This window comes from Pseudomonas sp. MOIL14HWK12:I1 (assembly GCF_000510705.1).
Lineage (GTDB): Bacteria > Pseudomonadota > Gammaproteobacteria > Pseudomonadales > Pseudomonadaceae > Chryseomonas > Chryseomonas oryzihabitans.
In genome coordinates, this window is record NZ_AZNY01000006.1 from 131,488 (window position 1) to 157,317 (window position 25,830).

A 25,830-nucleotide genomic window follows, 5' to 3' on the forward strand; every position below is an offset into this window, starting at 1 on the left:
CGGCCCATGGCCGCGATAACTAGCAGGATCGCGGCCATGGGCCGCTCCTACAGAGATAGATTGGTTAGATGCCCTGCTTGAGGCTGGCTTCAAGGTATTCGTCCAGATCGCCGTCGAGCACCTTGTCGCAGTCGCTGCGTTCCACACCGGTGCGCAGATCCTTGATCCGCGAGGCGTCGAGGACGTAGGAGCGGATCTGGTGGCCCCAGCCGATATCGGACTTGGAGTCCTCCAGCGCCTGGGAGGCGGCGGTGCGCTTCTGCATCTCCAGCTCGTACAACTTGGCCCGCAGCATCTTCATGGCGGTGTCCTTGTTGGCGTGCTGGGAACGCTCGTTCTGGCAGGCCACCACGGTGTTGGTGGGCACGTGGGTGATCCGCACCGCGGAGTCGGTGGTGTTCACGTGCTGACCACCCGCGCCCGAGGAGCGGTAGGTGTCGATGCGCAGATCGGACGGGTTGATCTCGATGTCGATGTTGTCGTCGATCTCGGGCGAGACGAATACCGCGGTGAAGGAGGTGTGGCGACGGTTGCCCGAGTCGAAGGGACTCTTGCGCACCAGGCGGTGCACGCCGATCTCGGTGCGCAGCCAGCCGAAGGCGTATTCGCCCTTGATGTGCACCGTGGCGCCCTTGATGCCGGCGACCTCGCCTTCCGACAACTCGACGATCTCGGCGCTGAAGCCGTGCTGGTCGGCCCAGCGCAGGTACATGCGCAGCAGCATGTTGGCCCAGTCCTGGGCCTCGGTGCCGCCGGAGCCGGCCTGGATGTCCAGGTAGCAGTTGTTGGGGTCCATCTCGCCGCTGAACATGCGGCGGAATTCCAGCTTCTCGAGGATGCCGCGCAGGCGCTCCACCTCGGTCGCCACGTCATCGACCGCGCCCTGGTCTTCCTCTTCGGCGGCCATCTCCAGCAGGTCGCTGGCATCGGCCAGGCCACCGGTCAGCTCGTCCAGGGTCCCGACCACCTGGGCCAGCTGGGCGCGCTCGCGACCGAGATTCTGGGCGTATTCGGGCTTGTTCCAGACAGCGGGATCCTCGAGCTCGCGCTCGACTTCGACCAGACGATCCTTTTTCAGATCGTAGTCAAAGATACCCCCGAATGGTCTGGGTACGGCTGGTGAGGTCCTTGATGCTGGTGACGATCGGGTTGATTTCCATGGGGGAAACACTCGCGAGAAAAGCTGTGGAAAAGCTCGCGAGTATAACCCAATCGGCGGCGAAACTCAGCGGGCGGCGGGCAGCGCCGCCCGCACGCGCCTCAATCGGCGTCGAGATCGCGATGGCGGGTTTCCGGCAGGCACAGCAGCCCCACCACCAGGCTGACGCCGGTGATCAGCACCGGGTACCAGAGGCCGTAGAAGATGTCGCCGGTATAGACCACCAGGGCAAAGGACACCGTGGGCAGGAAGCCGCCGAACCAGCCGTTGCCGATGTGGTACGGCAGCGACATGGAGGTGTAGCGGATGCGAGTGGGGAACAGCTCCACCATCAGCGCCGCCAGTGGTCCGTAGCAGAGGGTGGCGATCAGGATCAGGGCGAAGATCACCGCCACCACCATCGGCTTGTTGACCTGGGCCGAGTCGGCCTTGGCCGGATAGCCGGCGGCCTGCACCGCGGCGCGCAGGGCCGGTTCGTCGAAGCCGACGATGAGCTTGTCGCCGACGCTGACCTGCACCGCATCGCCGGGCGCCGCGGCCACGCTGCGGTAGGGCAGACCGCTCTTGGCCAGCAGTGTCTTGACCCGGTCGCAGGGACTGTCGAAACGCGCCTTGCCCACCGGATCGAACTGGAAGGTGCAGGTGGCCGGGTCGGCGGTCACCACGATGGGAGCCTGCTGGCTGGCCTGGTAGATCTGCGGATTGGCGTAGTGGGTCAGGGCCTTGAACAGCGGGAAGTAGAGCACCGTGGCCAGCAGCAGGCCGAGCATCAGGATCGGCTTGCGCCCGACCTTGTCCGACAGCCAGCCGGCGATGACGAAGAAGGGCGCGCCGAGGATGACGCTGATGATCAGCAGGTTGTTCGCCAGCACCGGATCCAGCTTGAGGGTCTGGGTGAGAAAGAACATCACATAGAACTGCGACAGGTAGAAGGTCACCGCCTGGCCGCCGTTGATGCTGAACAGCGCGATCAGCACCACCTTGAGATTGCTCCAGTTGGTGAAGGAATCGCGGATCGGCGCCTTGCTCTGCTTGCCTTCGGCCTTCATGCGCACGAAGGCGGGCGACTCGTGCATCGACATGCGGATCCAGGTGGAAATGGCCAGCAGAAAGATCGACAGCAGGAACGGCAGGCGCCAACCCCAGACCTCGAACTGGTCGCCGGTCAGATAGCGGCAGACCAGGATCACCACCAGCGACAGCAACAGCCCCAGGGTCGCGGTGGATTGCAGCCAGCTGGTATGGGCGCCGCGCTTGCCGGGCGGCGCGTGCTCGGCGATGTAGGTGGCGGCGCCGCCGTATTCGCCGCCCAGGGCCAGGCCCTGCAGCAGGCGCAGCACCACCAGGATGATGGGTGCGGCCACGCCGATGCTGGCGTAGGTGGGCAGCAGGCCGACGCCGAAGGTGGCGATGCCCATGAGGATGATGGTGGCGAGAAAGGTGTACTTGCGGCCGACCATGTCGCCCAGGCGGCCGAACACCAGGGCGCCGAAGGGCCGCACCACGAAGCCGGCGGCAAAGGCCAGCAGGGCGAAGATGAAGGCGGTGGTGTCGTTGACGCCGGCGAAGAACTGCTTGCTGATCACCGCCGCCAGGGCGCCATAGAGAAAGAAGTCGTACCACTCGAAGACGGTTCCCAGGGACGAGGCGAAGATCACCTTGCGTTCTTCGCGGCGACTGCTGGCCGCGCTGGGTTGGACCCGGGGTTGGGCATAGTCGGACATCGCACGTTCTCCTGACCCGGGATCGCCGGGCTGATTGTTGTTATGGGCGACAGCTACTACGGTGGAAACGGCAGGAGGCCCCGCCGTCGGTGAAAGCGGAGGGACGCCGCTAGGCCGCCGAGACCGCGCTGGCCCGGGCCACCACGGCGGGCAGCTCGTGACTGCCCTGCTCGCGCGCCTCGGCCAGCATGAAGGTGGCCGCCTGCTCGGCGATCATCAGCGTTGGCGAGCAGCTGTTGCCCGAGACCAGGGTCGGCATGATGGAGGCGTCGGCCACCCGCAGCCCGGGAATGCCATGCACCCGCAGGCGCGCATCGACCACGGCGTCGGCGTCCTGGCCCATGCGACAGGTGCCGGATGGATGGAAGATGGTGGTGCCTATGGCGCCGGCCGCCTGCTGCAATTCCTCCTCGCTCTGGTAGGCCGGTCCCGGCAGGTATTCCTCGGGTCGATAGGCGGCCAGGGCCGGGGCGGCGACGATGCGCCGGGTCAGGCGGATGGCGTCGGCGGCCACCTTGAGATCCTCCGGCGCACTGAGATAGCGCGGCTGGATCAGCGGCGCGGCCAGCGGGTCGGCGCTGCGGATGGCCACCTGGCCGCGACTGGCCGGACGCAGGTTGCACACCGAGGCGGTAAAGGCGGGAAAGCCGTGCAGCGGCTCGCCGAAGCGCTCCAGCGACAGCGGCTGCACGTGATACTGCAGATTGGCCGAGGGCTGCCCGGGATCGGAGCGGGCGAAGGCGCCCAGCTGACTCGGCGCCATGGCCAGGGGGCCACTGCGTTTCCAGAGGTATTCCAGGCCCATGCCCAGCTTGCCCCAGAGACTGCCGGCCAGGGCGTTGAGGGTAGGCACGCCGTGCACCCGGTAGATCAGCCGCAGTTGCAGGTGATCCTGCAGATTGCCGCCCACCCCTTCCAGGCGGTGCCGGACGCCGATGCCCAGGCCTTCGAGCAGACCGCGCGGCCCTATGCCGGAGCGCTGCAACAGGGTCGGCGAGCCGATGGCGCCGGCGCAGAGCACGATCTCCCGCCGTGCCACCAGGCGCTGGGGCTCGGCCTGGCCCGGCAGGCGCGCCAGCACCGCCCGTGCCCTGCCCTCCTCCAGCAGCACCCGCTCGACCTGAACGCCGGTCAGCACCTCGAGATTGGCGCGCTGGCGGATGGGCTTGAGAAAGGCCTTGGCGGCATTCCAGCGCACACCGTTGCGCTGATTGACCTGGAAGTAGCCGCAGCCTTCGTTGTCACCGGTGTTGAAGTCCTCCACCGGCGCGATGCCGGTTTCGCCGGCGGCGGCGCGAAAGGCGTCGAGCAGCGTCCAGTGCAGGCGCTGCCGCTCGACCCGCCATTCGCCCCCGGCGCCGTGAAACTCTGAATTGCCGTCGCAGTGATCCTCCATGCGCTTGAACAGCGGCAGCACGTCCTGCCAGCCCCAGCCGGGATTGCCGGCGGCGGCCCAGCCGTCATAGTCGCGGGCCTGACCACGCATGTAGATCATGCCGTTGATGGACGAGCAGCCACCCAGCACCCGTCCGCGCGGATAGTTGAGCGCCCGGCCCCCCAGGCCCGCTTCCACCTCGGTCTTGAAACACCAGTCGGTGCGCGGATTGCCGATGCAGAACAGATAGCCGACGGGAATGTGGATCCAGGGATGGTTGTCGCGCCCGCCGGCTTCCAGCAGCAGCACGCGATAGGCCGGATCGGCGGACAGTCGATTGGCCAGCAGGCAGCCGGCCGGACCGGCGCCGACGATGATGAAGTCATATTCCGCAGCAGGACCGGGCATGACGTTCCCTCGCTTTTTTGTTGTTGTGGTCCCTATCCTAGTGTCGTCATCCGCGAACAACAGTCGCAGAAAACGGGCACCGGCTGTGCATTTCTGAACAGCGCCCCGCAAGCGACCGCGCAGACAGACCTAGACGAGGGAGACGGGATGTTCGACTGGAACGATCTGCGGGTTTTTCTGGAGATCCAGCGCCATGGCCGCCTGCTGACCGCCGCCCGTAGCCTGGGCGTCAGTCATGCCACCGTCGCCCGCCACCTGGAGGCCCTGGAGCGCGCCCTGGGCAGTCAGCTGCTGGTGCAACAGGCCAGCGGTTATCAACTCACCCCGGCTGGTCAGGCCCTGCTGGCGCACGCCCAGGCAATGGAAGAAGCCGCGTTGCTGGCCCAGGAGGCAGTGACCCAGAGACTCAATCCGCTGGGCCAGGTGCGGGTCGGGGTGACCGAAGGCCTGGGCACCGGCTTTCTCGCCCAGCGCCTGGGAGCGCTGCTGCGCGACTATGCGGGGCTGGAAGTGGAACTGGTCTCGGTGCCGCGCTTCGTCAGCGTCACCAACCGCGAGGCGGACATCGCCATCACCCTGGAAAGGCCCACCGCCGAAGGCCTGATCGGCCGGCGGCTGACGCCCTATCGCCTGAGGTTCTACGCCAGTCGCACCTACCTGGATCGGGCGCCGCCCCTGGGTGCCGAAGCCGACCTCGGCGAGCAGACCTTCATCGGTTACGTCGACGACCTGCTATACACCCGCGAACTGCAATTCATCCAGGGACTCTGCCCGGAGCCGCGCATCGTCTTTCGCAGCACCAGCGTCATCGCCCAGCGCGAAGCCGCCTGTGCCGGCATCGGCATCGCGGTGCTGCCCTGCTACCTGGTGGGTCAAGGCACGCCCCTGGAAGGCGTGCTCCCGGAGCGCTCCTTTACCCGGGAGTACTGGATCTCCACCCACCGCGAATTGCACCGCTCCGCCCGCCTGCGCGTGGTCTGGGATTTCCTGCTGCACCTCTGCGCAGCGGAGCGGAGCGTCCTGCTGGGCGAGGAACGTGCCCTCGCCTAGCCGTCAGACCGCCGCGGCCTCGCGCTCCAGTTCGGCGCGCAGGCCGGGCTCCAGGCGCAACTGGCGCGCCAGCTCGTCCAGATAGGCCTTTTCCATGTATTGCTGATCGTCGATCAGCATCAGGCTGGCCAGGTACATCTCGGCCGCCATCTCGGGGGTTTCCGCCGCGGCGGCGACCTTGGCCGGATCGAGCGGCTGTTCCAGTTCGCGCTGCAGCCAGCTGCGCAGTTCGGGATCGTTGTCCAGCTTGGCCATCTCGGCTTCGATGGCCTGGCGCTCCTGGTCATCGACATGGCCATCGGCCTTGGCCGCCGCGATCAGGGCGATCAGCACCGCCCGGCCGTGGGCCTCGGCTTCGTGCTCCGGTACCCGATCCACGGTGCGGGGCTCGGCGGCCGCCGCGCCCTGGACCTGGTTGGCCTGCCAGGACTGATAGGCCTTGTAGGCCACCATGCCGAGTGCCGCCAAGCCGCCATAGCCGACCGCCTTGCCCCCCATGGCACGCCCGCGCTTGCTGCCCAGCAGGGCGGTCAGGGCACCGGCGGCCAGGCCGCTGTTACCCAGGCCCGAAAGCAGACCGCCAAGGGGATCCTTGCCGGAAGACGGGGTACCGGGTCGTGGGGCCGCGTGGCCGGTCTTCTTGGCCAGGGCCTGCTGGCCCGCCTTGAGCAATTGATCGAGCAAACCGCGGGTGTTCATGGATGACCTCCACAGAGTCGGGATTCAGCTTCTTGGGACCGCCGTCCGCACCGTCCGGCTCCCGGCACCTGCTTACCGGATGTTGCCGGGAACACCGTCGCCAACGGCCAGCCGCTACAAAATATTGCTGACCGCGGACCGCCCACGGCGCTACTCTTGCGCCTCCCCCCTGCAGTTGCCGGAGACACCCCATGCGCTCGCGTCTGGCTGTGCTGTTCGCGCTTTCGGTCGCCCTTACCGCCGGCCAGGTCCAGGCCGCCGCCGAGGATGCCCGCCTCATCGCCAATCGCTATCTCGATGCCTGGAACGATCACGACGCCGAGGCCGCCAGCGCCCTGCTCGATCCCAAGGTGCAGTATTTCGACAGTGGCGCCGCCACCACCGAGACCAGCCGCACCCAGGCCCGCGACAGGATCGTCAAGGTCACCCTCAAGGCGGTACCGGATCTGCAGGTGAAGATGGTGCACAAGCCGGTCATCGGCCCGCGCAGCATCGCCTTCGAATGGGAACTGACCGGCAACCGCACCACCGCCACCGGCAAGCAACCGGTGAAGATCCGCGGCGCCAGCATCATGAAGATCCGCGACGGTCGCATCTGGTACCTGGGCGACTACTACGACAGCGACGCCCTGGAAGCCATGCTGCGCCCGGTCAAGCCCTGACCCGGGAGCCATCCGGGCGGATGGCTCCGTTGCTCCCCTATTCCACCCCGAACGGCTTGCGCAGTGGCGTATCCCGGTGCGCGGCGCGGACGTACTGCGGCGGCCAGGAGACCCTCTCGCGCAAGGCTTCGGCGGCATTCAGCGGCCAGTAGGGATCGCGCAGCAGCTCACGGGCCAACAGCACCAGATCGGCCTGACCGGTGCGCAGCACGTGCTCGGCCTGGGCCGCATCGGTGATCATGCCCACCGCGCCACTGGGAATCCCGGCTTCCTTGCGCACCCGCTCGGCGAACTGGGTCTGGTAACCGGGGCCGGTGGGAATGTCGGCCTGGGCCGCGGTGCCGCCGGAAGAGACATCGATCAGGTCGACGCCCAGGGTCTTGAGCCGGCGCGCCAGTTCCACCGTCTCGTCGACGTCCCAGCCGTCTTCCACCCAGTCGGTGGCCGAGACCCGCACGAACAGCGGCAACTCCTCCGGCCAGACGGCGCGCACGTCGGCGGTCACCTCCAGCAGCAGGCGGATGCGATTCTCGAAATTGCCGCCGTAGTCGTCTTCGCGGCGGTTGGAGAGCGGCGAGAGGAACTGGTGCAGCAGATAGCCGTGGGCGGCATGGATCTCGGCCACCTTGAAGCCGGCCGCCAGGGCGCGCTCGGCGGTGTCCACGAAGGCCCGGCGGATGCTGGCGATGTCGTCGCGATCCACCGCCGTGGGCCGGGTGTGCTGGGGATCGAAGGCGATGGCCGAGGGCGCCACCGGCACCCAGCCGCCTTCGGCGATGGGCACGCTGCCGTGCTTGCCGAGCCAGGGTTGCCAGGTGCTGGCCTTGCGCCCGGCGTGGGCCAGCTGGATACCGGCGACACTGCCCTGCCCCTCGATGAACTGGGTGATGCGCCGCAGGGGCTCGATCTGCTCGTCCTTCCACAACCCCAGGTCCTGGGGCGTGATGCGCCCGTCGGGGGTGACCGCGGTGGCCTCGAAGATCACCAGGCCGGCACCACCGGTGGCGCGACTGCCCAAGTGGACCAGGTGCCAGTCGTTGGCGAAACCGTCTTCGCTGGAGTACTGGCACATCGGGGAGACCACCACGCGATTGGGCAGGGTCAGCTGACGCAGGGTCAGGGGCTGGAACAGGAGACTCATGGCGGACCTCGTCTTCTCGGGATTCACGGCATTGGAGTGTTCCCGAACAGAATAGGTCGCTATTCCGACTAACGAGGTGCCAGGTGCACCACCAGCAACTGTACGCTCTCGTTGCCGCGGAATTCGTTCACGTCCAGCCGATAGGCCAGCTCGGCCCAGCGGATGTTGGGATCGGGCCAGGTGTCGCGATCGATGTTAAAGGCGATGCCGTCCAGCTCCGGTCCGCCCTGCTCGCTGCGCAGGGTCAGCTTGAGATGCCGCTCCTTGAGCAGGCGCTGGGAGAGGATCTCGAAGGTGCCGTGGAACAGCGGTTCGGGAAACTGCTGCCCCCAAGGACCGGCCTGGCGCAGGGCCTGGGCCAGGCCGAGCTGGAACTCGGTGGGAGCCAGGCAACCATCGGTCTGCAGGCGACCACTGAGGTCGTCGGCCTGCAGATGGCGGCGCACCTCGGCGTCGAAGGCCGCGGCAAAGGTCTCGTAGTGCGCCTGGGGCAGGCTGAGGCCGGCGGCCATGGCGTGACCGCCGAACTTGGTGATCAGTCCCGGATGCCGGGTCGCCACGGCGTCCAGGGCATCGCGGATGTGCAGCCCGGGCACCGAGCGCGCCGAGCCCTTGAGCATGCCGTTGCCACTGCCGTCGTCGGCAAAGGCCAGCGCCGGGCGGTGATACTTCTCCTTGAGGCGCGAGGCCAGGATACCGATCACGCCCTGGTGCCACTCCGGATCGAACAGGCAGAGACCGAAGGGCAGATTGTCTTCCGGCAGCTCCTTGAGCTGCTTGAGCGCCTCGCGCTGCATGCCCTGCTCGATGCTCTTGCGATCCTTGTTGAAGTCGTCCAGCTGCTGGGCGTATTCCTGCGCCAGCTGCGGGTCTTCGCAGAGCAGCAGCTCGATGCCGATGGACATGTCGTCCAGCCGGCCGGCCGCATTGAGCCGCGGGCCGAGAATGAATCCGAGGTCGCTGGAGGCCACCTTGCCCGGCTGGCGCCCGGCCACTTCCAGCAGCGCCTTGAGTCCCGGCCGTGCGCGGCCGGCGCGGATACGCATCAGCCCCTGGTGCACCAGGATGCGGTTGTTGGCATCCAGCGGCACCACGTCCGCGACGCTGCCGAGGGCGACCAGATCCAGCAACTCGGCCAGATTGGGCTCGGCCAGGCCCTGACGCGTGAACCAGCCGTTCTCGCGCAGGCGACTGCGCAGGGCGAGCATCACATAGAAGATCACCCCGACCCCGGCAATGCACTTGCTGGGAAAGGCGCAGGCCGGTTGGTTGGGATTGACGATGGCGTCGGCGGCGGGCAATTCGGCGCCCGGCAGGTGGTGATCGGTGATGACCACCTGCAGCCCGGCGGCCTTGGCCGCGGCCACGCCGTCCAGGCTGGAGATGCCGTTGTCGACGGTGAGCAGCACCTCGGGTTCGCGCTGCAGGGCCACGGCGACGATCTCGGGCGTCAGGCCGTAGCCGTATTCGAAGCGATTGGGCACCAGGTAGTCGACCCAGGCCGCACCCAGACGCCGCAGCGCCAGCACGCCCACGGCACTGGCGGTGGCGCCATCGGCGTCGAAGTCGCCGACGATGAGGATGCGCCGACGCTCTTCCAGGGCCCGCGCCAGCAGCTCCACCGCGGCCTCGATGCCCTTGAGCTGGTGATAGGGCACCAGCCGCGCCAGACCCTTGTCGAGTTCTTCCGGCAAGGTCACGCCGCGCGCGGCATAGAGCCGGGTGAGCAGCGGCGGCAGATCGCCCAGGTCGGGCAGCACCGCCGGCAGCGGACGGGGCTCCAGGCGCATCAACGTTCGCCCAGCAGCCATCCCAGCTGCAATTCGTGCTGACCGCGGTCGTCGGTGACGAACAGGGTGCCTTCGCTGATCATCACCTGCCAGGAAATGCTGCGTGGCAGGTCGCGGGCCAGCTCGGCCAGGGGCTCGGCAGGCACCGCGGCGATGTGCAGATTCTTCAGCGTCCTGACCGCGTCCACCACCTTGGTCTGCCAGACGCGCAGGTTGCCATAGGCCAGCAGACTGGTGCGCTCGGTGCGGCGGCTGCACCAGGTCAGGCGCTCAGCATCGGGCTGGCCGACTTCGATCCAGTGCAGCACCCGGCCATCGAGGCTCTTTTCCCACAGCGCCGGCTCGTCGACGTCGGACAGGCCGCGGCCGAAGGCCAGCTGCTCGTTGTACCAGAGCACATAGGCCAGCAACCGCACCGCCATGCGCTCCTCGGTCTCGGAGGGATGCCGCGCCACGGTCAGGCGCAGATTCTCGTAGACCCCGCGATCCAGGTCGGTGAGGTTGAGTTCGACTTTGTAGGGCGTGGCTTGCAGAGCCATGGCGGGTCACCGGCAGGGAAAGCCGGGCATTGTACCGGAAAAGACAGGGGGGCTTGGGATCAGAGGAGCGTCAGGGGATCGGTGGAGCGGAGGTAGGATGTATCGCGGCCATGCCGGTGCGCCGTAGCGACCGCTCCTACAGGTGCTCAGACTTCCCGTAGGAGCGGCCCATGGCCGCGATAACCGCGATCTAAAGGGCTAAAAATCTACAGCGGCTGCCCACGCTTGCCGTGGCGGCTGACGAAGGCCTGGACGGCGGCCAGGTCGTTGGGCAGCACGGTGCAACGCTCTTCCCTCTGCAGCAGGTCGGCCAGGTGGGTCGGCAGGCTGAGGGTCGCGCCGATGCCGGCCTTTTCCACCGCCTCGGGGAATTTGACCGGGTGGGCGGTGCCCAGCACCACCATGGGCGTGGCCAGGCTGCGTCGGCATTCGCGAGCGGCGCGGACGCCGATGGCGGTGTGCGGATCCAGCACCTCGCCGGTGGCGGCATACACCTCGGCGATGGTGGCGCAGGTCTCTTCATCGCTCACGGCGAGGGAATCGAACAGCTTGCGCGCTTCGGTCCAGCGATCGTCGGCCACCGTCAGGGTGCCGCTGCTGCGGAAATTCGCCATCAGCTCGGCCAAGGCCAGGCCGTCGCGACCGTGCAGGTCGAACAGCAGGCGCTCGAAATTGGACGAGACCATGATGTCCATGGACGGCGACAGCGTGGCTTCCAGCTGCTGCTTGTCGTAGCGGTTGCCCGACATGAAGCGGTGCAGGATGTCGTTGCGGTTGGTGGCCACCACCAGCTGGCTCACCGGCAGACCCATGTTGCGGGCCAGGTAGCCGGCGAAGATGTCGCCGAAGTTGCCGGTGGGTACCGAGAAGGCGATGGAGCGCGCCGGGGCGCCCAGCTGCAGGGCCGCGTGGAAGTAGTAGACGATCTGGGCCATGATCCGCGCCCAGTTGATCGAGTTGACCGCCACCAGCGGGGTGCCCTTGAGGAAACCCTGGTCGGCGAAGCTGGCCTTGACCATCTCCTGGCAGTCGTCGAAGTTGCCTTCGATGGCGATGTTGTGGATGTTGTCGCCCAGCAGCGTGGTCATCTGCCGGCGCTGCACTTCCGACACCCGCTGGTGCGGATGGAGGATGAAGATGTCCACGTTCTCGCAGCGCTTGCAGCCTTCGATGGCCGCCGAGCCGGTGTCGCCGGAGGTGGCGCCCATGATCACCACGCGCTCGCCGCGCTTGGCCAGCACATGGTCGAGCAGCCGCCCCAGCAGTTGCAGGGCGAAGTCCTTGAAGGCCAGGGTCGGGCCGTGGAACAGCTCCAGCACCCATTCGTTGGCGTCCAGCTGGCGCAGCGGCGCGATCGAGCTATGGGCGAAACCGGCGTAGGTCTCTTCCAGGATGGCCTTGAATTCGGCATCGGCGATGGAGCCGGCGACGAAGGGCTTCATCACCCGGAAGGCCAGCTCGTGGTAGGGCAGACCGGCCCAGGAGGCGATCTCCTCCAGGGAAAAGCGTGGCAGGTTCTCCGGCACATAGAGACCGCCATCGCTGGCGAGACCCGCCAGCAGCACTTCTTCGAAATTCAGCGCGGGCGCCTGGCCGCGGGTACTGATGTAACGCATGACTCGACCTCGGGAAAGACGGCGGCGCCGGGCGCCGCCAGGCTGCTCAGTTCAGGTGCTCGACGCGGATGCGGACGACATCGCCGACGACATCGTCCAGGGCTTCCAGCGCGGTGATGGCCTCGACCATGTGGCGCTCGGTCACGCGATGGGTCAGCAGGATCATGGGCACCAGGCCGTCATGTTCCTCGGCTTCCTTCTGCATGATGGACTCGATGTTGATGCCGCGCGCCGAGAGGATGCTCGCCACCTGGGCCAGCACGCCCGGGTGATCCTTGGCCTGGATGCGCAGATAGTAGGCGCTCTCGCAGGCCTCGATCGACAGCACCGGATGGTCGGACAGTGCATCGGGCTGGAAGGCCAGGTGCGGCACGCGATTCTCCGGATCCGAGGTCATGGCGCGCACCACGTCCACCAGGTCGGCCACCACCGCCGAGGCGGTCGGCTCCTGGCCGGCACCGGCGCCATAGAACAGCGTCGAGCCGACGGCGTCGCCGTTGACCATCACCGCGTTCATTACGCCGTTGACGTTGGCGATCAGGCGATCGGCCGGGATCAGCGTCGGGTGTACCCGCAGCTCGATGCCCTGGTCGGTGCTGCGCGCCACGCCCAGGTGCTTGATGCGATAGCCCAGTGCCTCGGCGTAGCCGACGTCGGCGGTGGTCAGGCGGGTGATGCCCTCGGTGTAGGCCTTGTCGAATTGCAGCGGGATGCCGAAGGCGATGGAGGCCAGGATGGTCAGCTTGTGGGCGGCATCGATGCCTTCCACGTCAAAGGTCGGATCGGCCTCGGCATAGCCCAGCGCCTGGGCTTCGGCCAGGACATCGGGAAAGGTGCGACCCTTCTCGCGCATCTCGGAGAGGATGAAGTTGCCGGTGCCATTGATGATGCCGGCCACCCAGTTGATGCGGTTGGCGGCCAGGCCTTCGCGCAGCGCCTTGATCACCGGGATGCCGCCGGCCACCGAGGCCTCGAAGGCGACGATCACGCCCTGCTCGCGCGCCTTGGCGAAGATCTCGTTGCCGTGCACGGCGATCAGCGCCTTGTTGGCAGTGACCACGTGCTTGCCGTTGGCGATGGCGCGCAGCACCAGTTCGCGAGCCAGGGTGTAGCCACCGATCAGCTCCACCACCACGTCGATCTCGGGATTGTCGGCCACCGCCAGGACCTCGGCGGTGATCGACGTGCTACCGGTGTCGCATTGGGGATTGGGCCGGCGCTGGGCGATCTGCGCCACCTCGATACCCCGACCGGCGCGCCGGGCGATTTCCTCGGCGTTGCGCTTGAGTACGTTGAAGGTCCCGCTGCCCACGGTACCCAGACCACAGATGCCTACTTTGACCGGCTTCACACCCTTATCCCCATGTCGTGTGGGACCGCTCCGCGGCCCCGTTCATAACTCTGATTGAGGCGCCTAGCGGGCGCCGATTGCCGTTTCCGCCAGCTGATCGGCCGGCTGGTAGCCCGGGATCATCTGGCCATCGGCGAGAATGATCGCCGGCGTGCCCTGGATACCCATGTTCTGCCCCAGCGCGAATTGCTGGGCGACCGGATTCTGGCAGCTCTCGGACTTGACCTCACGACCGGTGAACATCTGGTTCAGCGCCGCCGGCTTGTCCTTGGCGCACCACACCGCCTCCAGTTGCTTGGAGCCCGGCGAGCCCATGCCCTGGCGCGGGAAGGCCAGGTAGCGCACCTCGATGCCGCGTTTGTTCAGCTCGGGCACCTCGGCGTGCAGCTTCTGGCAATAGGGGCAGGTGGTGTCAGTGAAGACGGTGATGTGCGCCTTGGTCTCGCCCTGGGCGGGATAGACGATCATCTGGTTGCGATCAAGGCCATTGATCTGCCGCGCCACCGCGACGTTCTCGGCCTTCTCGGTCAGGTTGGAGGCCTTGCCGTCCTTGACCTGATACAGATAGCCCTGCATGACGAACTGGCCATCGCCGCTGGCATAGAGCACGCGACCGCCCTTGAGCTGGACCTGGTAGAGGCCCTCCAGCGGACTCTTGGCGATGGACTCGATGGCGAGATTGGGTTGCAGCGCGGTCAGGCTCTGGCGAATGGCCTGCTCAGGTTCGGCCTGAGCCAGTTGCACGCCGAGCCCCAGGCAAGCGGCGAGCAACAGTTGGGAAATACGCATGTTTGACTCCTGTTGAGACGCCGGCAAGCCTACCACAGACCTGCCGGCTACGGCGGTCCCGCCCCAGGGCGGGGCTTCAGAAGTGTCTACGCAATTTTGGCGGCGCTTTTGGTCCCTGAGCGGTGTTGCCGCTCCTCGCCATAGCCCTGCTATGACTCGTCCCGGCGCCTAGCTCAGAAACCAAAATCACTCGCCAATTCTTGCGCGAACTTCTGAAACACCGCCCTACCCCCGCGGATGGTGCTGGGCGTGCAGTTGCTGCAGCCGCACGCGGGCGACGTGGGTGTAGATCTGGGTGGTGGACAGGCTGGTATGGCCGAGCAGCATCTGCACCGTGCGCAGGTCCGCGCCGTGATTGAGCAGATGGGTGGCGAAGGCGTGCCTCAGGGTATGCGGCGACAGCGAGGTGCGGATGCCGGCCACCTGGGCATGCAGCTTGATGCGGTGCCAGAAGGTCTGCCGAGTCATGGGCGTGCCGCGCTGGCTGGGAAAGAGGATGTCGCCGGGCTGGCCGCCCAGCAGCAATGGACGCGCGGTCTTCAGATAGCTTTCCAGCCAGGCGATGGCCTCTTCGCCCAGGGGGATCAGCCGCTCCTTGCTGCCCTTGCCGAAGACCCGCAGCGAACCCTCGCGCAGGTTGATCTCGTCCAGGGTCAGGCTGATCAGCTCGGTCACCCGCAGGCCGGTGGCATAGAGCACCTCGAGCATGGTGCGATCGCGCAGGCCCAGGGTGTCCTCGGTATCCGGCGCGGCCAACAGGGCTTCCACATCCGCCTCGGACAGGCTCTTGGGCAGCGGCGCACCCAGCTGCGGCATGCTCACCAGCAGCGTCGGGTCCTCGGCCAGCCGCCCCTCGCGCACCGCGTACTTGTAGAAGCTGCGCAGCCCGGAGAGGAAACGCGCCGTGGAGCGCGCCTGGTAACCCTCGCTCAGGCGCCAGCCGAGGTGATCGAGCACGGCGTCGCGGCCGACGGACTCCAGGGTCAGGCCCCTGCCCTCCAGCCAGCGGGCGAAGGCCAGCAGGTCGGTGCGGTAGGCGCTGCGGGTATGGGGCGACAGCCCCTTCTCCAACCACAGGGCGTCGAGGAACTCCTCGATCAGCCGCTCGGCGTTCACGCGGCGAATCCGGGTAGCACCGGGGTCGGCTTGCCCTCGTCATCGACGGCGACAAAGCTGAAGGCGCCATTGATGGCGCGTTCGCGGCCTTCCGCCAGCATGCCTTCGACGAAGACCTCCACCTGCACCTTGATGCTGGTGTTGCCGACCTTCACCACCCGGCCGATCAGCTCGACGATGGAGCCCGCGGGAATGGGATGGTTGAAATCGATGCGGTCGGTGGAGACCGTGACCAGCGGCTTGCGACAGAAGCGCGTCGCGGTGATGAAGGACACCTCGTCCATCCAGGCCAGGGCGGTGCCGCCGAACAGGGTGTCGTGATGATTGGTGGTGGGCGGGAAGACCGCCTTGGCCACCCGGGTTTCCGACAGCGCGGTGCGCCGCTGGATTTCCGCTTCGCGGGTCGTCATGTCTTACCTCGAACCTCAGAACCTACTCAAAATCTGCTGCGCGTCGGCCAAACGTGGTTGAAGCTGGCTTCGGAATGCTCATTTACCAGTTGTAAACTCCGCTTCCTCAGCCAGCTTCGCCTTGTTTGTCTCTAGCTCGCGAGATTTTGACTAGGCTCTTAGAAACGAAAAAAGCAGCCGAAGCTGCTTTTTTCTGGTCACGCCGCGATCAGGAAAGCTTTTCCTTGATGCGGGCAGCCTTGCCGGACAGTTCGCGCAGGTAGTACAGCTTGGCCTTGCGCACGTCACCGCGACGCTTGACGCTCAGGCTGTCGACCAGCGGGCTGTAGGTCTGGAAGGTACGCTCGACGCCAACGCCGTTGGAGATCTTGCGTACGGTGAAGGCGCTGTTCAGGCCGCGGTTACGCTTGCCGATCACCACGCCTTCGAAGGCCTGCAGACGCTGACGGTCGCCTTCCTTCACCTTAACCTGGACAATCACGGTGTCGCCGGGGGCGAACGCCGGGATTTCTTTGTTCATCTGCTCAGCTTCGATCTGGGCAATGATTTTGTTGGTCATGTCACTCTGCTCCTAAGACAGGCCGCGGCCCGCCATCGATACCTAACTATCGTTCCGCTGACGGAGGTATTCCGCCAACAGGTTCTGCTCTTCTCCAGAAAGCGAGCGGCCATCCAGAAGATCGGCGCGTCGCTCCGCAGTGCGTCCCAGGGACTGCTGCAGGCGCCAGCGCCGGATATGCTCGTGGTTACCACTGAGCAACACGTCGGGTACGCGACGGCCCTCATACACCTCGGGTCGGGTGTAGTGCGGGCAATCGAGCAGGCCATCGGTAAACGAGTCCTGCTCGGCGGAATCCGCATGCCCCAAGGCTCCAGGCAGCAGTCGCGTGACCCCATCGATCAGCACCATGGCCGGCAATTCACCGCCGGACAGCACATAGTCGCCAATCGACCATTCTTCATCCACGTGCGTCTCGATGAAACGCTCGTCGATGCCTTCGTAACGCCCGGCGATGAGGATCAGATGCTCCTCCTGCGCCAGTTCCCGTACCGCCGCCTGGTCGAGTTTGCGACCCTGGGGGGACAGGTAGATCACCTTCGCCGCCGAATCACCCTTGGCATCGGCCAGGGCACGCTCCAGCGGCTGGATCTTCATGACCATGCCGGGACCGCCGCCAAAGGGCCGGTCGTCCACGGTCTGGTGACGATCCTCGGTATAGCTGCGCGGGTTGTAGCAGGTCAGCTCCAAGAGCCCCTGCTTCATCGCGCGACCGCTCACGCCATAGGCGCTGACGGCCTCGAACATCTCGGGAAAGAGGCTGATGACATCGATACGCATGGATCAGAAATCCGCGTCCCAGTCGACCTGCATCTCGCCCTTGGCCAGATCCACCGCCAGCACGTACTGGTCGGGCAGATAAGGCAACAGACGCTCACGATCGTCGAGGCTGCCAGCACAGGGCTTGACCACCATGACGTCGTTGGCCCCGGTCTCGAGCAGATGATCCACCACGCCCAGCCACTGGCCTTCGCGATTGATCACCTTGAGACCTTCCAGCTGATGCCAGTAGTAGTCACCGGCGCCCAGCTGGGGCAATTCACTGCGCGGCACGCAGATCTCGAAACCGGCCATCAGGCGGGCTTCTTCGCGATCGTCCAGGCCCTGCAGACGTACCGTCAGGACCTTGCCGTGCATCCGACCGCCGAGCACCTTGACCTGCCGGGTCTCGCCTTCGCGCCGCAGCGTCCAGGTCCGATAGTCCAGCAGATTGTCGAGCGGATCGGTAAAGGAGTAGATCTTGAGCTCACCGCGTACGCCAAAGACCGAAACTATCTTGCCCAGGACCACTAGGTCGGGGGCGGAGGTCGGCGTACTCATGGTCTTCAGGCGGTAGCCTGAGCGCTCTTCAGCAGCTGAGCGACGCGCTCGGACGGCTGGGCGCCCTGCGACAGCCAGTAGTTGGCGCGCTCTTGGTCCACCGACAGACGGATTTCGGCGCCGCTGGCCACCGGGTTGAAGAAACCGATGCGCTCGACGAAACGACCATCGCGCGCATTGCGGCTGTTGGTCACGGTCAGGTGGTAGAAGGGGCGCTTCTTGGAGCCGCCACGGGCTAGACGGATGGTTACCATTGAACTTCGTTCCTGTAGTCGGTGCTTGTAGCTGTGGGCACACTGGGCCACATGGCCCGAAAGGCCGCATATTCTAAGGGCTGTTACCCGGTTTGCCAATGGCTTTCAACGGCACCCTCGGCATAGCGGCAGCCTGGAGACTCCAGCGGTGGAGCCCCATCGCTCGCGAAGGTGCATCAGCACTGGTGCCGACGCCCCTCGCAGAGCCCTTTCCGATGCCGGCCATCTGGCGACGGGCGGCACCCGGAAATCACATCTTCGGCATGCCGCCGCCGGGGAACATGCTGCCCATGCCGCGCATCATCTTGGCCATGCCGCCCTTGGCGGTGACCTTCTTCATCATCTTCTGCATCTGCTTGTGCTGCTTGATGAGGCGGCCGACGTCCTGCACCTGGGTGCCGGAACCCAGGGCGATGCGCTTCTTGCGCGAGCCGCTGATCAGCTCCGGATCGCGGCGCTCGGCCGGGGTCATGGAGTCGATGATGGCTTCCATCTGCTTGAAATGCTTTTCTGCGGCGCCCTGGGCGTTGCCCATCTGCTGGATGTTCATGCCACCCATCATGGTCGGCAGCTTGTCCATCAGCGAACCCAGGCCGCCCATGTTCTTCATCTGGCGCAACTGGTCGCGGAAGTCTTCGAGATCGAAGCCCTTGCCCTTCTTGAGCTTCTTGGCCAGCTTGTCGGCCTTTTCGCGATCCAGGGTCTGTTCGGCCTGCTCGATCAGCGAGAGGACGTCGCCCATGCCGAGGATGCGCGAGGCGACGCGATCCGGGTGGAAGGGATCGAGGGCTTCGCTCTTCTCGCCCATGCCGATGAACTTGATCGGCTTGCCGGTGATGTGGCGGACCGACAGGGCGGCACCGCCCCGGGCATCGCCGTCGACCTTGGTCAGGATCACGCCGGTGAGCGGCAAGGCGTCGTTGAAGGCCTTGGCGGTGTTGGCGGCGTCCTGACCAGTCATGGCGTCGACCACGAACAGGGTCTCGGCCGGCTTGGTAGCCGCATGGACCTGCTGGATCTCCGCCATCATCTCGCTATCGATGTGCAGGCGACCGGCGGTGTCGACGATGACCACGTCGATGAACTTGAGCTTGGCTTCGCGGATGGCGGCCTGGGCGATCTCCACCGGCTTCTGGCTGATGTCGGAGGGGAAGAAGGTGACGCCCACCTCCCCGGCCAGGGTTTCCAGCTGCTTGATGGCGGCCGGACGATAGACGTCGGCGGAGACGACCATGACGGTCTTCTTCTTGCGCTCCTTGAGGAAGCGCGCCAGCTTGCCCGCGGTGGTGGTCTTGCCCGCGCCCTGCAGGCCGGCCATGAGGATGACCGCCGGCGGCGCGACGTTGAGCGCCAGGTCTTCGTTGGCCGCGCCCATGATGGCTTCGAGCTCGGCGCGCACGATCTTCACGAAGGCCTGGCCCGGGGTCAGACTCTTGGACACCTCGGTGCCGACCGCCCGCTCCTTGACCCGATTGACGAACTCCTTGACCACCGGCAGGGCGACGTCCGCCTCGAGCAGCGCCATGCGCACCTCGCGCAGGGTGTCCTTGATGTTGTCTTCGGTGAGCTTGGCCTTGCCGGTAATGTGGCGCAGGCTTTGGGACAGGCGGTCTGTGAGATTCTCGAACATGCGGACATCCAGGGCAGAAACGGCGGCTGACCGGCAAGTATAACGAAAGAGCGCCTGAGCAGGGATAGCCGCCAGGGCCGCTACCGCGTGAAACCGTCAGCAGGGCCGGTATCGGCGAGCCGCCGAGGCAGGAGCGCGAGGCACCGACGCCAGGGCCGGTGCCTGCGGGGAGGGGATCAGAAGATCAGCGAGAAGATGCCGATGACCACCACCAGGCCGATCAGAAAGATGATGCCCATGGTACCGCCGAGAAATTTAAGCATGGTCGCGACCTCTTCAAGATATGTACCTCTTGGGACCACCCGCTGGCGGCCAGGGTTCGCCCAGCCTGGCCAGCCGGCGCCAAGGCGCGGCTCAGACTTTCTGTACCGCCCTGTCTGTGCCACACTCGCCTGCTTTCCGCTCTGCTGAAACCGGACCATGCACGCCCTGCTGCCCACCCTCCTGGCCGCCGCCCTCTATCTGCTCGCGACCCTCTACCAGGGCAGTTGCCTGCTGCGCAAACAGCCGTCGAGCAAGCCCCTGGTCCTGGGCGCTGGCATCCTGGCCCTGCTGCCCCACGCCCTGGCCGTCTATCTGCAGCTGATCCTCGAACCGACCCTGAGCCTGGACTTCTTCGACGCCTCCAGCCTGATCTCGGCGACCGCCATCGCGCTGATGCTGATCGGCTGCCTGCGCATGCCGCTGCAACCGCTGCTGGTGCTGGTCTATCCCCTCGGTGCCATCACCGCGCTGCTGGCCGAATTCGTGCCACCGGGCACCGTGACGCCGCTGGACGTGTCGCCCAAGATCGTCGTGCACGTGCTGCTGTCGATCATCGCCTACGGGCTCTTCACCCTGGCGGTGCTGCAGTCGCTGCTGCTGCTGATCCAGGATCGCCAGCTTAAGAACAAGCACCCGTCCGGGCTGATCCGCAGCTTTCCCCCGCTGCAGACCATGGAAAGCCTGCTGTTCGGCTTTCTCTGGGCCGGCTGGGTGGTGCTGTCGCTGTCGCTGATCTCCGGCTGGTTCTTTGTCGAGGACATGTTCGCCCAGCACCTGGTGCACAAGACGGTGCTCTCCTGCATCGCCTGGGTGGTGTTCGGCATCCTGCTGTGGGGGCGCAATCGCCTGGGCTGGCGCGGCCACCGGGCGATCCGCTGGACGCTGCTGGGCTTCATCCTGCTGATGCTGGCCTATTTCGGCAGCAAGCTGGTGCGGGAATTCATCCTGCATCGTTGACAGTCGTCGTTCCACTACCTGCATAATCAGGCGACCGAACCACGTTCGGCGCGACCCGGCCAACAGCCGCTTCGCGCCCGGCACGTCATAACAGGTCGTCCTGCCCGTCCCCATCCTCGGACAGCCGCTGCCCCACCGGGCCGCTCCGGCAGACGCCTCCTACAAGAACGACTGCCCGGTACCCCTGCATGTCCACGACCGCTGCCGCCTTCGACGCGCCCACCTCCGTGCCGCGCAACTCCCCTACCCGCGTGGCCACCGCCAGCTTCATCGGCACCGCCATCGAGTTCTACGACTTCTACGTCTATGCCACGGCCGCGGCCCTGGTGATCGGCCCGGTGTTCTTTCCCCAGGGCGCGGGCATGGCCCAGACCCTCAGCGCCTTCATCACCTTTGGCATCGCCTTCCTGGCGCGCCCCCTGGGTTCGCTGCTGTTCGGCCACTTCGGCGATCGCATCGGGCGCAAGTCCACCCTGGTGGCCTCGCTGCTGCTGATGGGCATCTCCACCACTCTGATCGGCCTCCTGCCCGGCTACGCCAGCATCGGCGTCTGGGCACCGATCCTGCTCTGCCTGCTGAGGTTCGGCCAGGGCCTGGGCTTGGGTGGCGAATGGGGCGGCGCGGCGCTGCTGGCCACCGAGAACGCCCCGCCCGGCAAGCGCGCCTGGTTCGGCATGTTTCCCCAGCTCGGTCCTTCCATCGGCTTTCTCATGGCCAACGGTCTGTTCTTGGCCCTGGCGCTGCTGCTGGACGACGAGCAATTCCGCGCCTGGGGCTGGCGCATCCCCTTCCTGCTCAGCGCCCTGCTGGTGGTGGTCGGCCTCTATGTGCGGCTGTCGCTGCACGAGACGCCGGTGTTCGCCGAGGCCATGGCGCGGCGTGAGAAGCTGCGCCTGCCCATGGTCGAGACCTTCGGCAAGCACGGCAAGGCGGTGCTGCTGGGCGCCCTGAGCATGGTGGTGTGCTACGCCCTCTTCTATATCTCCACGGTGTTCTCGCTGAGCTACGGGGTGAAGAATCTCGGCTACAGCCGCCAGGAATTCCTCGGCCTGCTCTGTGTGGCCGTGCTGTTCATGGCCCTGGCCACGCCGCTGTCGGCCTGGCTGGCCGATCGCTTCGGCCGCAAGCCGGTACTGGCGGCCAGCGCCATCGCCGCCCTGCTGTCGGGCTTCGCCATGGAGCCGCTGCTGACCCACGGCTCCAGCCAGGCGGTCGGCCTGTTCCTGGCCCTGGAGCTGTTTCTCATGGGCATGACCTTCGGTCCCATGGGCGCCCTGCTGCCGGAAATCTTCCCCACCCGGGTGCGCTACACCGGTGCCTCGGCGGCCTACAACCTGGGCGGCATCCTCGGCGCCTCCCTGGCGCCCTACGCCGCGCAGCAACTGGTGGAGGCCGGTGGCCTGAGCTGGGTGGGCGGCTATGTCTCGGCAGCAGCGGCCATCAGCCTGGTGGCGGTGCTCTGTATGCGCGAGACGCGCGACCAGTCGCTGTAGATCTCTCCAGCCAATGAAAAAGGGCCCCGCGGGGCCCTTTTTCGTGGTGCGCAGCCGGCCTTACAGCTCGACCTTTACCGCCTGGGACGCACGCACGGCCTTGGCCCGGGCGGCTTCGATGCTTTCGTCGCGGGCCAGGGCGACGCCCATGCGCCGCTGCCCCTTCACCTCGGGCTTGCCGAACAGGCGCAGCGCGGTGTCGGGTTCGGCCAGGGCCGCGCCGAGGTTGGCGAAGGCGGTCTGGCGCGAATCGCCGTCCACCAAGATCACCGCCGAGGCCGAGGGACCGAACTGGCGGATGGTGGGGATCGGCAGGCCGAGGATGGCCCGGGCATGCAGGGCGAATTCGGAGAGATCCTGGGAGATCAGGGTCACCAGGCCGGTGTCGTGGGGCCGCGGGGAGACCTCGCTGAACCAGACCTGGTCGCCCTTGACGAACAGTTCCACGCCGAACAGGCCGCGACCGCCCAGGGCCTCGGTGACCGCGCGGGCGACCCGCTCGGACTCGGCCAGGGCCTTGTCGCTCATGGCCTGGGGCTGCCAGGACTCGTGGTAGTCGCCCTTGACCTGGCGATGCCCGACCGGCGCGCAGAAGGAGGTGCCGCCGACGTGGCGCACGGTCAGCAGGGTGATTTCGTAGTCGAAGTCGACGAAGCCCTCGACGATCACCCGGCCCTTGCCGGCGCGACCGCCTTCCTGGGCGTATTGCCAGGCGGCCTGCAGCTCGTCGGCGCTGCGCAGCAGGCTCTGGCCCTTGCCCGAGGAACTCATGATCGGCTTGACCACGCAGGGATAGCCCAGCGCCTCGGCGGCGGCGGCATAGTCTTCGTAGGTGTCGGCGAAATGATAGGGCGAGGTGGGCAGGCCCAGTTCCTCGGCGGCGAGGCGACGGATGCCTTCGCGATTCATGGTCAGCTGGGCGGCGCGGGCGGTGGGCACCACGGTGTAGCCCTCGCCTTCCAGCTCCACCAGGGTGGCGGTGGCGATGGCTTCGATTTCCGGCACGATGAAGTGCGGCTGTTCGCGCTCGATCACCGCGCGCAGGGCGGCACCGTCAAGCATGTCGATGACGTGGCTGCGGTGGGCGACCTGCATGGCCGGGGCATCGGCGTAGCGATCCACGGCGATGACCTCGACGCCCAGACGCTGCAGTTCGATGACGACTTCCTTGCCCAGTTCGCCGGAGCCGCAGAGCAGCACGCGGGTGGCGCTGGGGGACAGGGGGGTACCGATACGGGGCATGACAGATCTCTCCGGCTGATGTCAGGTCAGGAAGGCCGCACCGCCCGCCCGCGCCCGCTCGCTGCAGCGCAGCAGCACCTCGCGGCGCTCGCTGTCGCTCATGGACATCCAGCGGGTGATCTCGGCGGCGCTGCGCTGGCAACCGATGCAGATGTCCTGTTCGTCCAGGGCACAGACATGGACGCAGGGCGAACGCACGGGTGAATCGGCGGTGGTCATGCGGCTTCCCTCGAATGGCCGCGCATTGTGCCCGTTAATGCCCGACTTGGCATGTGCCTTTACCTTGCCGATACCGCTCAATCCCGCCTGGGCGGTGCCTTGAGCACGATACCGGCGTCGTACAGCAGGTTGACCAGTTCGACGATGATCACCGCCGTCAGCCCCCAGATGCGGTGCTCGCCATACTGATAGCTGGGCACCTGCCAGCGCAGGCCGTCGTGGTCGACCCTGAGGGTGTAATCCGGCGGCACCTCGCAGAAGAACTGCAGGGGCACGCTGAAGATCGCGGCGATCTCGGCTTCGCTGGGTACGTATTCGAGCTGATCGGGGATCAGCGCGACGATGGGGGTCACCGCCAGGCCGTAGCGCGACACCAGCGGACTCAGGGGGGCGATCACCTCCACCAGGCCCGGTGGCAGTCCGACCTCTTCCTCGGCCTCGCGCAGGGCAGTGGCGACCAGATCGGCGTCCTCGGGATCGCGCCGGCCGCCCGGCAGGGCCACCTCGCCGCCGTGGGTGGACAGGTTGCTGGCCCTCAGGGTGAGCAGCAACTCGGGATGCTCGCCACGGATGATGGGCACCAGCACCGCCGCTTCCTGGTAGCTCTCGGTGCCGCTCAGGGTGCGCGGCTGATAGTGACGCAGGCGCTGGAGCAACTCATCCACGCCGGAATTCTCCCTTGCTCATCGTATCCCCTGGATCATGGCACGCCCGTCGGGCAATCCCAAGCCCAGCCATCGCTTGCGAGGCCCGGGATCGCCCCGGCACACTGCAGCAAAACGAGGGTGAACCATGAAGCATTGCAATCACTGTGGCGGACTGCTGGAAGAACGCCTTCCCGCGGGTGACAACCGGATGCGCCTGGTCTGCAGCCAGTGCGGCGCAGTGCATTATCAGAATCCGCGGGTGGTGGCCGGCTGCCTGGCGACCTGGGAGGGCAAGGTGCTGCTCTGCCAGCGCGCCATCGAACCGCGCAAGGGTTACTGGACGCTGCCGGCGGGCTTCATGGAAAACGGCGAGACCACCACCGAGGCCGCCGCCCGCGAGACCTTCGAGGAAGCCGGCGCGCAGGTGCAGGGCCTGGAGCTCTATACTCTCTTCGACCTGCCGCACATCGACCAGATCTACATGCTGTTCCGCGGCGAACTGGTCGACGGCCGCTTTGGCGTCGGCGAGGAAAGCCTCGACGTGCGCCTTCTGGACGAAGCCGACATCCCCTGGTCGTCTCTGGCTTTTCCGACCATCAAGCGGACACTAGAATGCTTTTTCGCCGACCGCCGTCGCGGCGAGTTTTCCCTGCGCCATGAAGGCATGGCGCCTATGGTGGTCGCACCCAAGCCTGCCTAAGGGCCTGTTCAAAGTCTGCTGCGCGTCGGCCCAACGTCGTTGAAAATGCCTTCGGAATGCTCATTTACTATCTGTAAACTCCGCTTCCTCAGCCATTTTCGCCTTGTTTGTCTCTAGCTCGCGAGACCTTGAACAGGCCCTGAGCTCTTCCGAGGATCTACCCGACATGCGTCCGTTGCACCTGTTGTTGGCGCTCTGCTATGTGCTGTGCGGTTCGTTGCTTCCCCAGCTGGCCCAGGCCAGTACCAGCGTCACGGTGATCCGCCAGCCGGCCGCGCCGCTGATCGACAAGGTGCTGGTCATCAAGTCGCGCAATCAGCTGCAACTGCTCAGCGGCGATACCGTGATGAAGTCCTATCGCATCTCGCTGGGCAAGAATCCCCGCGGCCCCAAGTTGCGCGAGGGCGACAAGCGCACCCCGGAAGGCTTCTACTGGATCGACTGGCGCAAGACCAGCGACAAGTTCAACCTGGCCATGCACATCTCCTATCCCAATCGCGAGGACCTGGCCCGCGCCAGCCAGGCCGGCGTGCGTCCCGGCAGCATGATCATGCTGCACGGCACCCCCATCGACGAGGAGTACCCGGAGTGGTATTTCAACTCGCTGAACTGGACCGAGGGCTGCATCGCCATGACCAACCACGACATGCGCGAGGTCTGGGGCCTGGTCAAGGACGGCACCCTGATCGAGATCCGCCCCTGAGCCTCAGGCCGTC

The 25,830-nt window shown here is 66.3% G+C and carries 26 protein-coding genes and 1 pseudogene; 6 read left to right on the forward strand and 21 right to left on the reverse strand.

The annotated features are described in order from the left end of the window. Positions 1 to 64 precede the first annotated feature (64 nt). The 3 genes from prfB to PSEK12I1_RS0104665 form a co-directional block, all read right to left on the reverse strand. A protein-coding gene (gene prfB, locus PSEK12I1_RS24540) for a peptide chain release factor 2 (protein WP_100168977.1) occupies positions 65 to 1,160 on the reverse strand; the annotation gives its coding sequence in 2 pieces (ribosomal slippage) (positions 65 to 1,087 and positions 1,089 to 1,160; 1,095 coding nt in all). 100 nt (positions 1,161 to 1,260) lie between these two features. After that, the gene (locus PSEK12I1_RS0104660) at positions 1,261 to 2,883 is read right to left on the reverse strand and encodes an MFS transporter (RefSeq protein WP_007160970.1); all 1,623 of its coding nucleotides are present in this window, start codon (positions 2,881 to 2,883) and stop codon (positions 1,261 to 1,263) included. A gap of 109 nt (positions 2,884 to 2,992) precedes the next feature. Further along, positions 2,993 to 4,666 (reverse strand): GMC family oxidoreductase, encoded by a 1,674-nt coding sequence (locus tag PSEK12I1_RS0104665; RefSeq protein ID WP_027600224.1) that lies wholly within the window; start codon positions 4,664 to 4,666, stop codon positions 2,993 to 2,995. Between the two features lie 147 nt (positions 4,667 to 4,813). On the opposite strand from PSEK12I1_RS0104665, the gene PSEK12I1_RS0104670 reads away from it, so the two are divergent. Then, positions 4,814 to 5,716, forward strand: coding sequence for a LysR family transcriptional regulator (locus PSEK12I1_RS0104670; protein WP_007160968.1), 903 nt, complete (start codon positions 4,814 to 4,816; stop codon positions 5,714 to 5,716). 3 nt (positions 5,717 to 5,719) lie between these two features. Here the strand turns inward: PSEK12I1_RS0104670 and PSEK12I1_RS0104675 are convergent, their stop codons facing one another. Further along, positions 5,720 to 6,415: a tellurite resistance TerB family protein gene (locus tag PSEK12I1_RS0104675; protein ID WP_027600821.1), complete on the reverse strand. Its 696-nt coding sequence runs from the start codon at positions 6,413 to 6,415 to the stop codon at positions 5,720 to 5,722. Positions 6,416 to 6,606: 191 nt separating this feature from the next. Between PSEK12I1_RS0104675 and PSEK12I1_RS0104680 the strand changes: the two genes are divergently transcribed. After that, positions 6,607 to 7,077 carry a nuclear transport factor 2 family protein gene (locus PSEK12I1_RS0104680; RefSeq protein ID WP_007160966.1) on the forward strand — a complete coding sequence of 157 codons (471 nt, stop codon included), beginning with the start codon at positions 6,607 to 6,609 and terminating at the stop codon, positions 7,075 to 7,077. A gap of 37 nt (positions 7,078 to 7,114) precedes the next feature. Here PSEK12I1_RS0104680 and PSEK12I1_RS0104685 read toward each other — a convergent pair whose 3' ends face one another. The 14 genes from PSEK12I1_RS0104685 to PSEK12I1_RS24730 all read right to left on the reverse strand — a co-directional run bounded on the left by PSEK12I1_RS0104685 (position 7,115) and on the right by PSEK12I1_RS24730 (position 20,014). Further along, positions 7,115 to 8,218, reverse strand: coding sequence for an NADH:flavin oxidoreductase/NADH oxidase (locus tag PSEK12I1_RS0104685; RefSeq protein ID WP_027600822.1), 1,104 nt, complete (start codon positions 8,216 to 8,218; stop codon positions 7,115 to 7,117). Positions 8,219 to 8,286: 68 nt separating this feature from the next. Beyond that, entirely contained in the window at positions 8,287 to 10,008 is a 1,722-nt protein-coding gene (gene recJ / locus PSEK12I1_RS0104690; RefSeq protein ID WP_027600222.1) for a single-stranded-DNA-specific exonuclease RecJ, read from the reverse strand. Next, the gene (locus tag PSEK12I1_RS0104695; protein WP_027600823.1) at positions 10,008 to 10,547 is read right to left on the reverse strand and encodes a YaeQ family protein; all 540 of its coding nucleotides are present in this window, start codon (positions 10,545 to 10,547) and stop codon (positions 10,008 to 10,010) included. The genes recJ and PSEK12I1_RS0104695 overlap by 1 nt, the downstream gene beginning before the upstream one ends. 206 nt (positions 10,548 to 10,753) lie before the next feature. Further along, complete coding sequence (gene thrC, locus PSEK12I1_RS0104700) at positions 10,754 to 12,163, reverse strand: threonine synthase (protein ID WP_027600221.1); 1,410 nt, start codon at positions 12,161 to 12,163, stop codon at positions 10,754 to 10,756. 46 nt (positions 12,164 to 12,209) lie between these two features. Continuing rightward, positions 12,210 to 13,514: a homoserine dehydrogenase gene (locus tag PSEK12I1_RS0104705; RefSeq protein ID WP_027600824.1), complete on the reverse strand. Its 1,305-nt coding sequence runs from the start codon at positions 13,512 to 13,514 to the stop codon at positions 12,210 to 12,212. Positions 13,515 to 13,577: 63 nt separating this feature from the next. Beyond that, positions 13,578 to 14,303, reverse strand: coding sequence for a thioredoxin fold domain-containing protein (locus PSEK12I1_RS0104710; protein WP_027600825.1), 726 nt, complete (start codon positions 14,301 to 14,303; stop codon positions 13,578 to 13,580). Between the two features lie 225 nt (positions 14,304 to 14,528). Further along, positions 14,529 to 15,419, reverse strand: coding sequence for a site-specific tyrosine recombinase XerD (gene xerD / locus PSEK12I1_RS0104715; RefSeq protein WP_007160959.1), 891 nt, complete (start codon positions 15,417 to 15,419; stop codon positions 14,529 to 14,531). Further along, complete coding sequence (locus PSEK12I1_RS0104720) at positions 15,416 to 15,829, reverse strand: acyl-CoA thioesterase (protein ID WP_007160958.1); 414 nt, start codon at positions 15,827 to 15,829, stop codon at positions 15,416 to 15,418. The genes xerD and PSEK12I1_RS0104720 overlap by 4 nt, the downstream gene beginning before the upstream one ends. 208 nt (positions 15,830 to 16,037) lie before the next feature. After that, complete coding sequence (rplS, locus tag PSEK12I1_RS0104725) at positions 16,038 to 16,388, reverse strand: 50S ribosomal protein L19 (RefSeq protein ID WP_007160957.1); 351 nt, start codon at positions 16,386 to 16,388, stop codon at positions 16,038 to 16,040. 42 nt (positions 16,389 to 16,430) lie between these two features. Next, complete coding sequence (gene trmD, locus PSEK12I1_RS0104730) at positions 16,431 to 17,168, reverse strand: tRNA (guanosine(37)-N1)-methyltransferase TrmD (RefSeq protein WP_007160956.1); 738 nt, start codon at positions 17,166 to 17,168, stop codon at positions 16,431 to 16,433. Positions 17,169 to 17,171: 3 nt separating this feature from the next. Next, positions 17,172 to 17,708, reverse strand: a complete 537-nt coding sequence (rimM, locus tag PSEK12I1_RS0104735) for a ribosome maturation factor RimM (protein WP_007160955.1) — start codon at positions 17,706 to 17,708, stop codon at positions 17,172 to 17,174. 5 nt (positions 17,709 to 17,713) lie between these two features. Continuing rightward, positions 17,714 to 17,962, reverse strand: coding sequence for a 30S ribosomal protein S16 (rpsP, locus tag PSEK12I1_RS0104740; RefSeq protein ID WP_007160954.1), 249 nt, complete (start codon positions 17,960 to 17,962; stop codon positions 17,714 to 17,716). Between the two features lie 250 nt (positions 17,963 to 18,212). Next, positions 18,213 to 19,592, reverse strand: a complete 1,380-nt coding sequence (gene ffh / locus PSEK12I1_RS0104745; RefSeq protein WP_007160953.1) for a signal recognition particle protein — start codon at positions 19,590 to 19,592, stop codon at positions 18,213 to 18,215. Positions 19,593 to 19,768: 176 nt separating this feature from the next. Continuing rightward, complete coding sequence (locus PSEK12I1_RS24730; protein ID WP_169854828.1) at positions 19,769 to 20,014, reverse strand: hypothetical protein; 246 nt, start codon at positions 20,012 to 20,014, stop codon at positions 19,769 to 19,771. On the opposite strand from PSEK12I1_RS24730, the gene PSEK12I1_RS0104755 reads away from it, so the two are divergent. Together PSEK12I1_RS0104755 and PSEK12I1_RS0104765 are read left to right on the forward strand one after the other, a co-directional pair. Next, the gene (locus tag PSEK12I1_RS0104755; RefSeq protein WP_007160952.1) at positions 20,013 to 20,813 is read left to right on the forward strand and encodes an inner membrane protein YpjD; all 801 of its coding nucleotides are present in this window, start codon (positions 20,013 to 20,015) and stop codon (positions 20,811 to 20,813) included. The genes PSEK12I1_RS24730 and PSEK12I1_RS0104755 overlap by 2 nt on opposite strands. A gap of 188 nt (positions 20,814 to 21,001) precedes the next feature. Next, complete coding sequence (locus tag PSEK12I1_RS0104765; RefSeq protein ID WP_027600217.1) at positions 21,002 to 22,306, forward strand: MFS transporter; 1,305 nt, start codon at positions 21,002 to 21,004, stop codon at positions 22,304 to 22,306. A 60-nt stretch (positions 22,307 to 22,366) separates the two neighbouring features. Here PSEK12I1_RS0104765 and purT read toward each other — a convergent pair whose 3' ends face one another. The 3 genes from purT to PSEK12I1_RS0104780 all read right to left on the reverse strand — a co-directional run bounded on the left by purT (position 22,367) and on the right by PSEK12I1_RS0104780 (position 24,432). Then, positions 22,367 to 23,548 (reverse strand): formate-dependent phosphoribosylglycinamide formyltransferase, encoded by a 1,182-nt coding sequence (gene purT / locus PSEK12I1_RS0104770; protein WP_027600826.1) that lies wholly within the window; start codon positions 23,546 to 23,548, stop codon positions 22,367 to 22,369. Between the two features lie 21 nt (positions 23,549 to 23,569). Further along, positions 23,570 to 23,767: a DUF1289 domain-containing protein gene (locus tag PSEK12I1_RS0104775; RefSeq protein ID WP_007160948.1), complete on the reverse strand. Its 198-nt coding sequence runs from the start codon at positions 23,765 to 23,767 to the stop codon at positions 23,570 to 23,572. A 77-nt stretch (positions 23,768 to 23,844) separates the two neighbouring features. Then, positions 23,845 to 24,432, reverse strand: a complete 588-nt coding sequence (locus PSEK12I1_RS0104780) for a CoA pyrophosphatase (RefSeq protein WP_007160947.1) — start codon at positions 24,430 to 24,432, stop codon at positions 23,845 to 23,847. 127 nt (positions 24,433 to 24,559) lie between these two features. On the opposite strand from PSEK12I1_RS0104780, the gene PSEK12I1_RS0104785 reads away from it, so the two are divergent. Both PSEK12I1_RS0104785 and PSEK12I1_RS0104790 read left to right on the forward strand, forming a co-directional pair. Further along, a complete protein-coding gene (locus tag PSEK12I1_RS0104785; protein WP_027600827.1) occupies positions 24,560 to 25,114 on the forward strand; it encodes an NUDIX hydrolase in 555 nt (184 codons plus the stop codon). Positions 25,115 to 25,394: 280 nt separating this feature from the next. Next, positions 25,395 to 25,817, forward strand: a pseudogene (locus PSEK12I1_RS0104790) (murein L,D-transpeptidase family protein); the annotation flags it as partial. Between the last annotated feature and the right edge of the window lie 13 nt (positions 25,818 to 25,830).

Excerpts from the sequence above, each read along its gene's own strand:
- recJ (WP_027600222.1), bottom strand. The coding sequence starts at position 10,008 with ATGCGCCTGGAGCCCCGTCCGCTGCCGGCGGTGCTGCCCGACCTGGGC.
- PSEK12I1_RS0104670 (WP_007160968.1), top strand. The coding sequence starts at position 4,814 with ATGTTCGACTGGAACGATCTGCGGGTTTTTCTGGAGATCCAGCGCCAT.
- PSEK12I1_RS0104665 (WP_027600224.1), bottom strand. The coding sequence starts at position 4,666 with ATGCCCGGTCCTGCTGCGGAATATGACTTCATCATCGTCGGCGCCGGT.
- PSEK12I1_RS0104675 (WP_027600821.1), bottom strand. The coding sequence starts at position 6,415 with ATGAACACCCGCGGTTTGCTCGATCAATTGCTCAAGGCGGGCCAGCAG.
- PSEK12I1_RS0104660 (WP_007160970.1), bottom strand. The coding sequence starts at position 2,883 with ATGTCCGACTATGCCCAACCCCGGGTCCAACCCAGCGCGGCCAGCAGT.
- PSEK12I1_RS0104695 (WP_027600823.1), bottom strand. The coding sequence starts at position 10,547 with ATGGCTCTGCAAGCCACGCCCTACAAAGTCGAACTCAACCTCACCGAC.
- PSEK12I1_RS0104720 (WP_007160958.1), bottom strand. The coding sequence starts at position 15,829 with ATGACGACCCGCGAAGCGGAAATCCAGCGGCGCACCGCGCTGTCGGAA.
- PSEK12I1_RS0104685 (WP_027600822.1), bottom strand. The coding sequence starts at position 8,218 with ATGAGTCTCCTGTTCCAGCCCCTGACCCTGCGTCAGCTGACCCTGCCC.
- PSEK12I1_RS24730 (WP_169854828.1), bottom strand. The coding sequence starts at position 20,014 with ATGGTCCGGTTTCAGCAGAGCGGAAAGCAGGCGAGTGTGGCACAGACA.
- rplS (WP_007160957.1), bottom strand. The coding sequence starts at position 16,388 with ATGACCAACAAAATCATTGCCCAGATCGAAGCTGAGCAGATGAACAAA.
- PSEK12I1_RS0104775 (WP_007160948.1), bottom strand. The coding sequence starts at position 23,767 with ATGACCACCGCCGATTCACCCGTGCGTTCGCCCTGCGTCCATGTCTGT.
- PSEK12I1_RS0104755 (WP_007160952.1), top strand. The coding sequence starts at position 20,013 with ATGCACGCCCTGCTGCCCACCCTCCTGGCCGCCGCCCTCTATCTGCTC.
- PSEK12I1_RS0104765 (WP_027600217.1), top strand. The coding sequence starts at position 21,002 with ATGTCCACGACCGCTGCCGCCTTCGACGCGCCCACCTCCGTGCCGCGC.
- trmD (WP_007160956.1), bottom strand. The coding sequence starts at position 17,168 with ATGCGTATCGATGTCATCAGCCTCTTTCCCGAGATGTTCGAGGCCGTC.
- PSEK12I1_RS0104680 (WP_007160966.1), top strand. The coding sequence starts at position 6,607 with ATGCGCTCGCGTCTGGCTGTGCTGTTCGCGCTTTCGGTCGCCCTTACC.
- PSEK12I1_RS0104785 (WP_027600827.1), top strand. The coding sequence starts at position 24,560 with ATGAAGCATTGCAATCACTGTGGCGGACTGCTGGAAGAACGCCTTCCC.
- PSEK12I1_RS0104710 (WP_027600825.1), bottom strand. The coding sequence starts at position 14,303 with ATGCGTATTTCCCAACTGTTGCTCGCCGCTTGCCTGGGGCTCGGCGTG.
- thrC (WP_027600221.1), bottom strand. The coding sequence starts at position 12,163 with ATGCGTTACATCAGTACCCGCGGCCAGGCGCCCGCGCTGAATTTCGAA.
- rimM (WP_007160955.1), bottom strand. The coding sequence starts at position 17,708 with ATGAGTACGCCGACCTCCGCCCCCGACCTAGTGGTCCTGGGCAAGATA.
- ffh (WP_007160953.1), bottom strand. The coding sequence starts at position 19,592 with ATGTTCGAGAATCTCACAGACCGCCTGTCCCAAAGCCTGCGCCACATT.
- rpsP (WP_007160954.1), bottom strand. The coding sequence starts at position 17,962 with ATGGTAACCATCCGTCTAGCCCGTGGCGGCTCCAAGAAGCGCCCCTTC.
- purT (WP_027600826.1), bottom strand. The coding sequence starts at position 23,548 with ATGCCCCGTATCGGTACCCCCCTGTCCCCCAGCGCCACCCGCGTGCTG.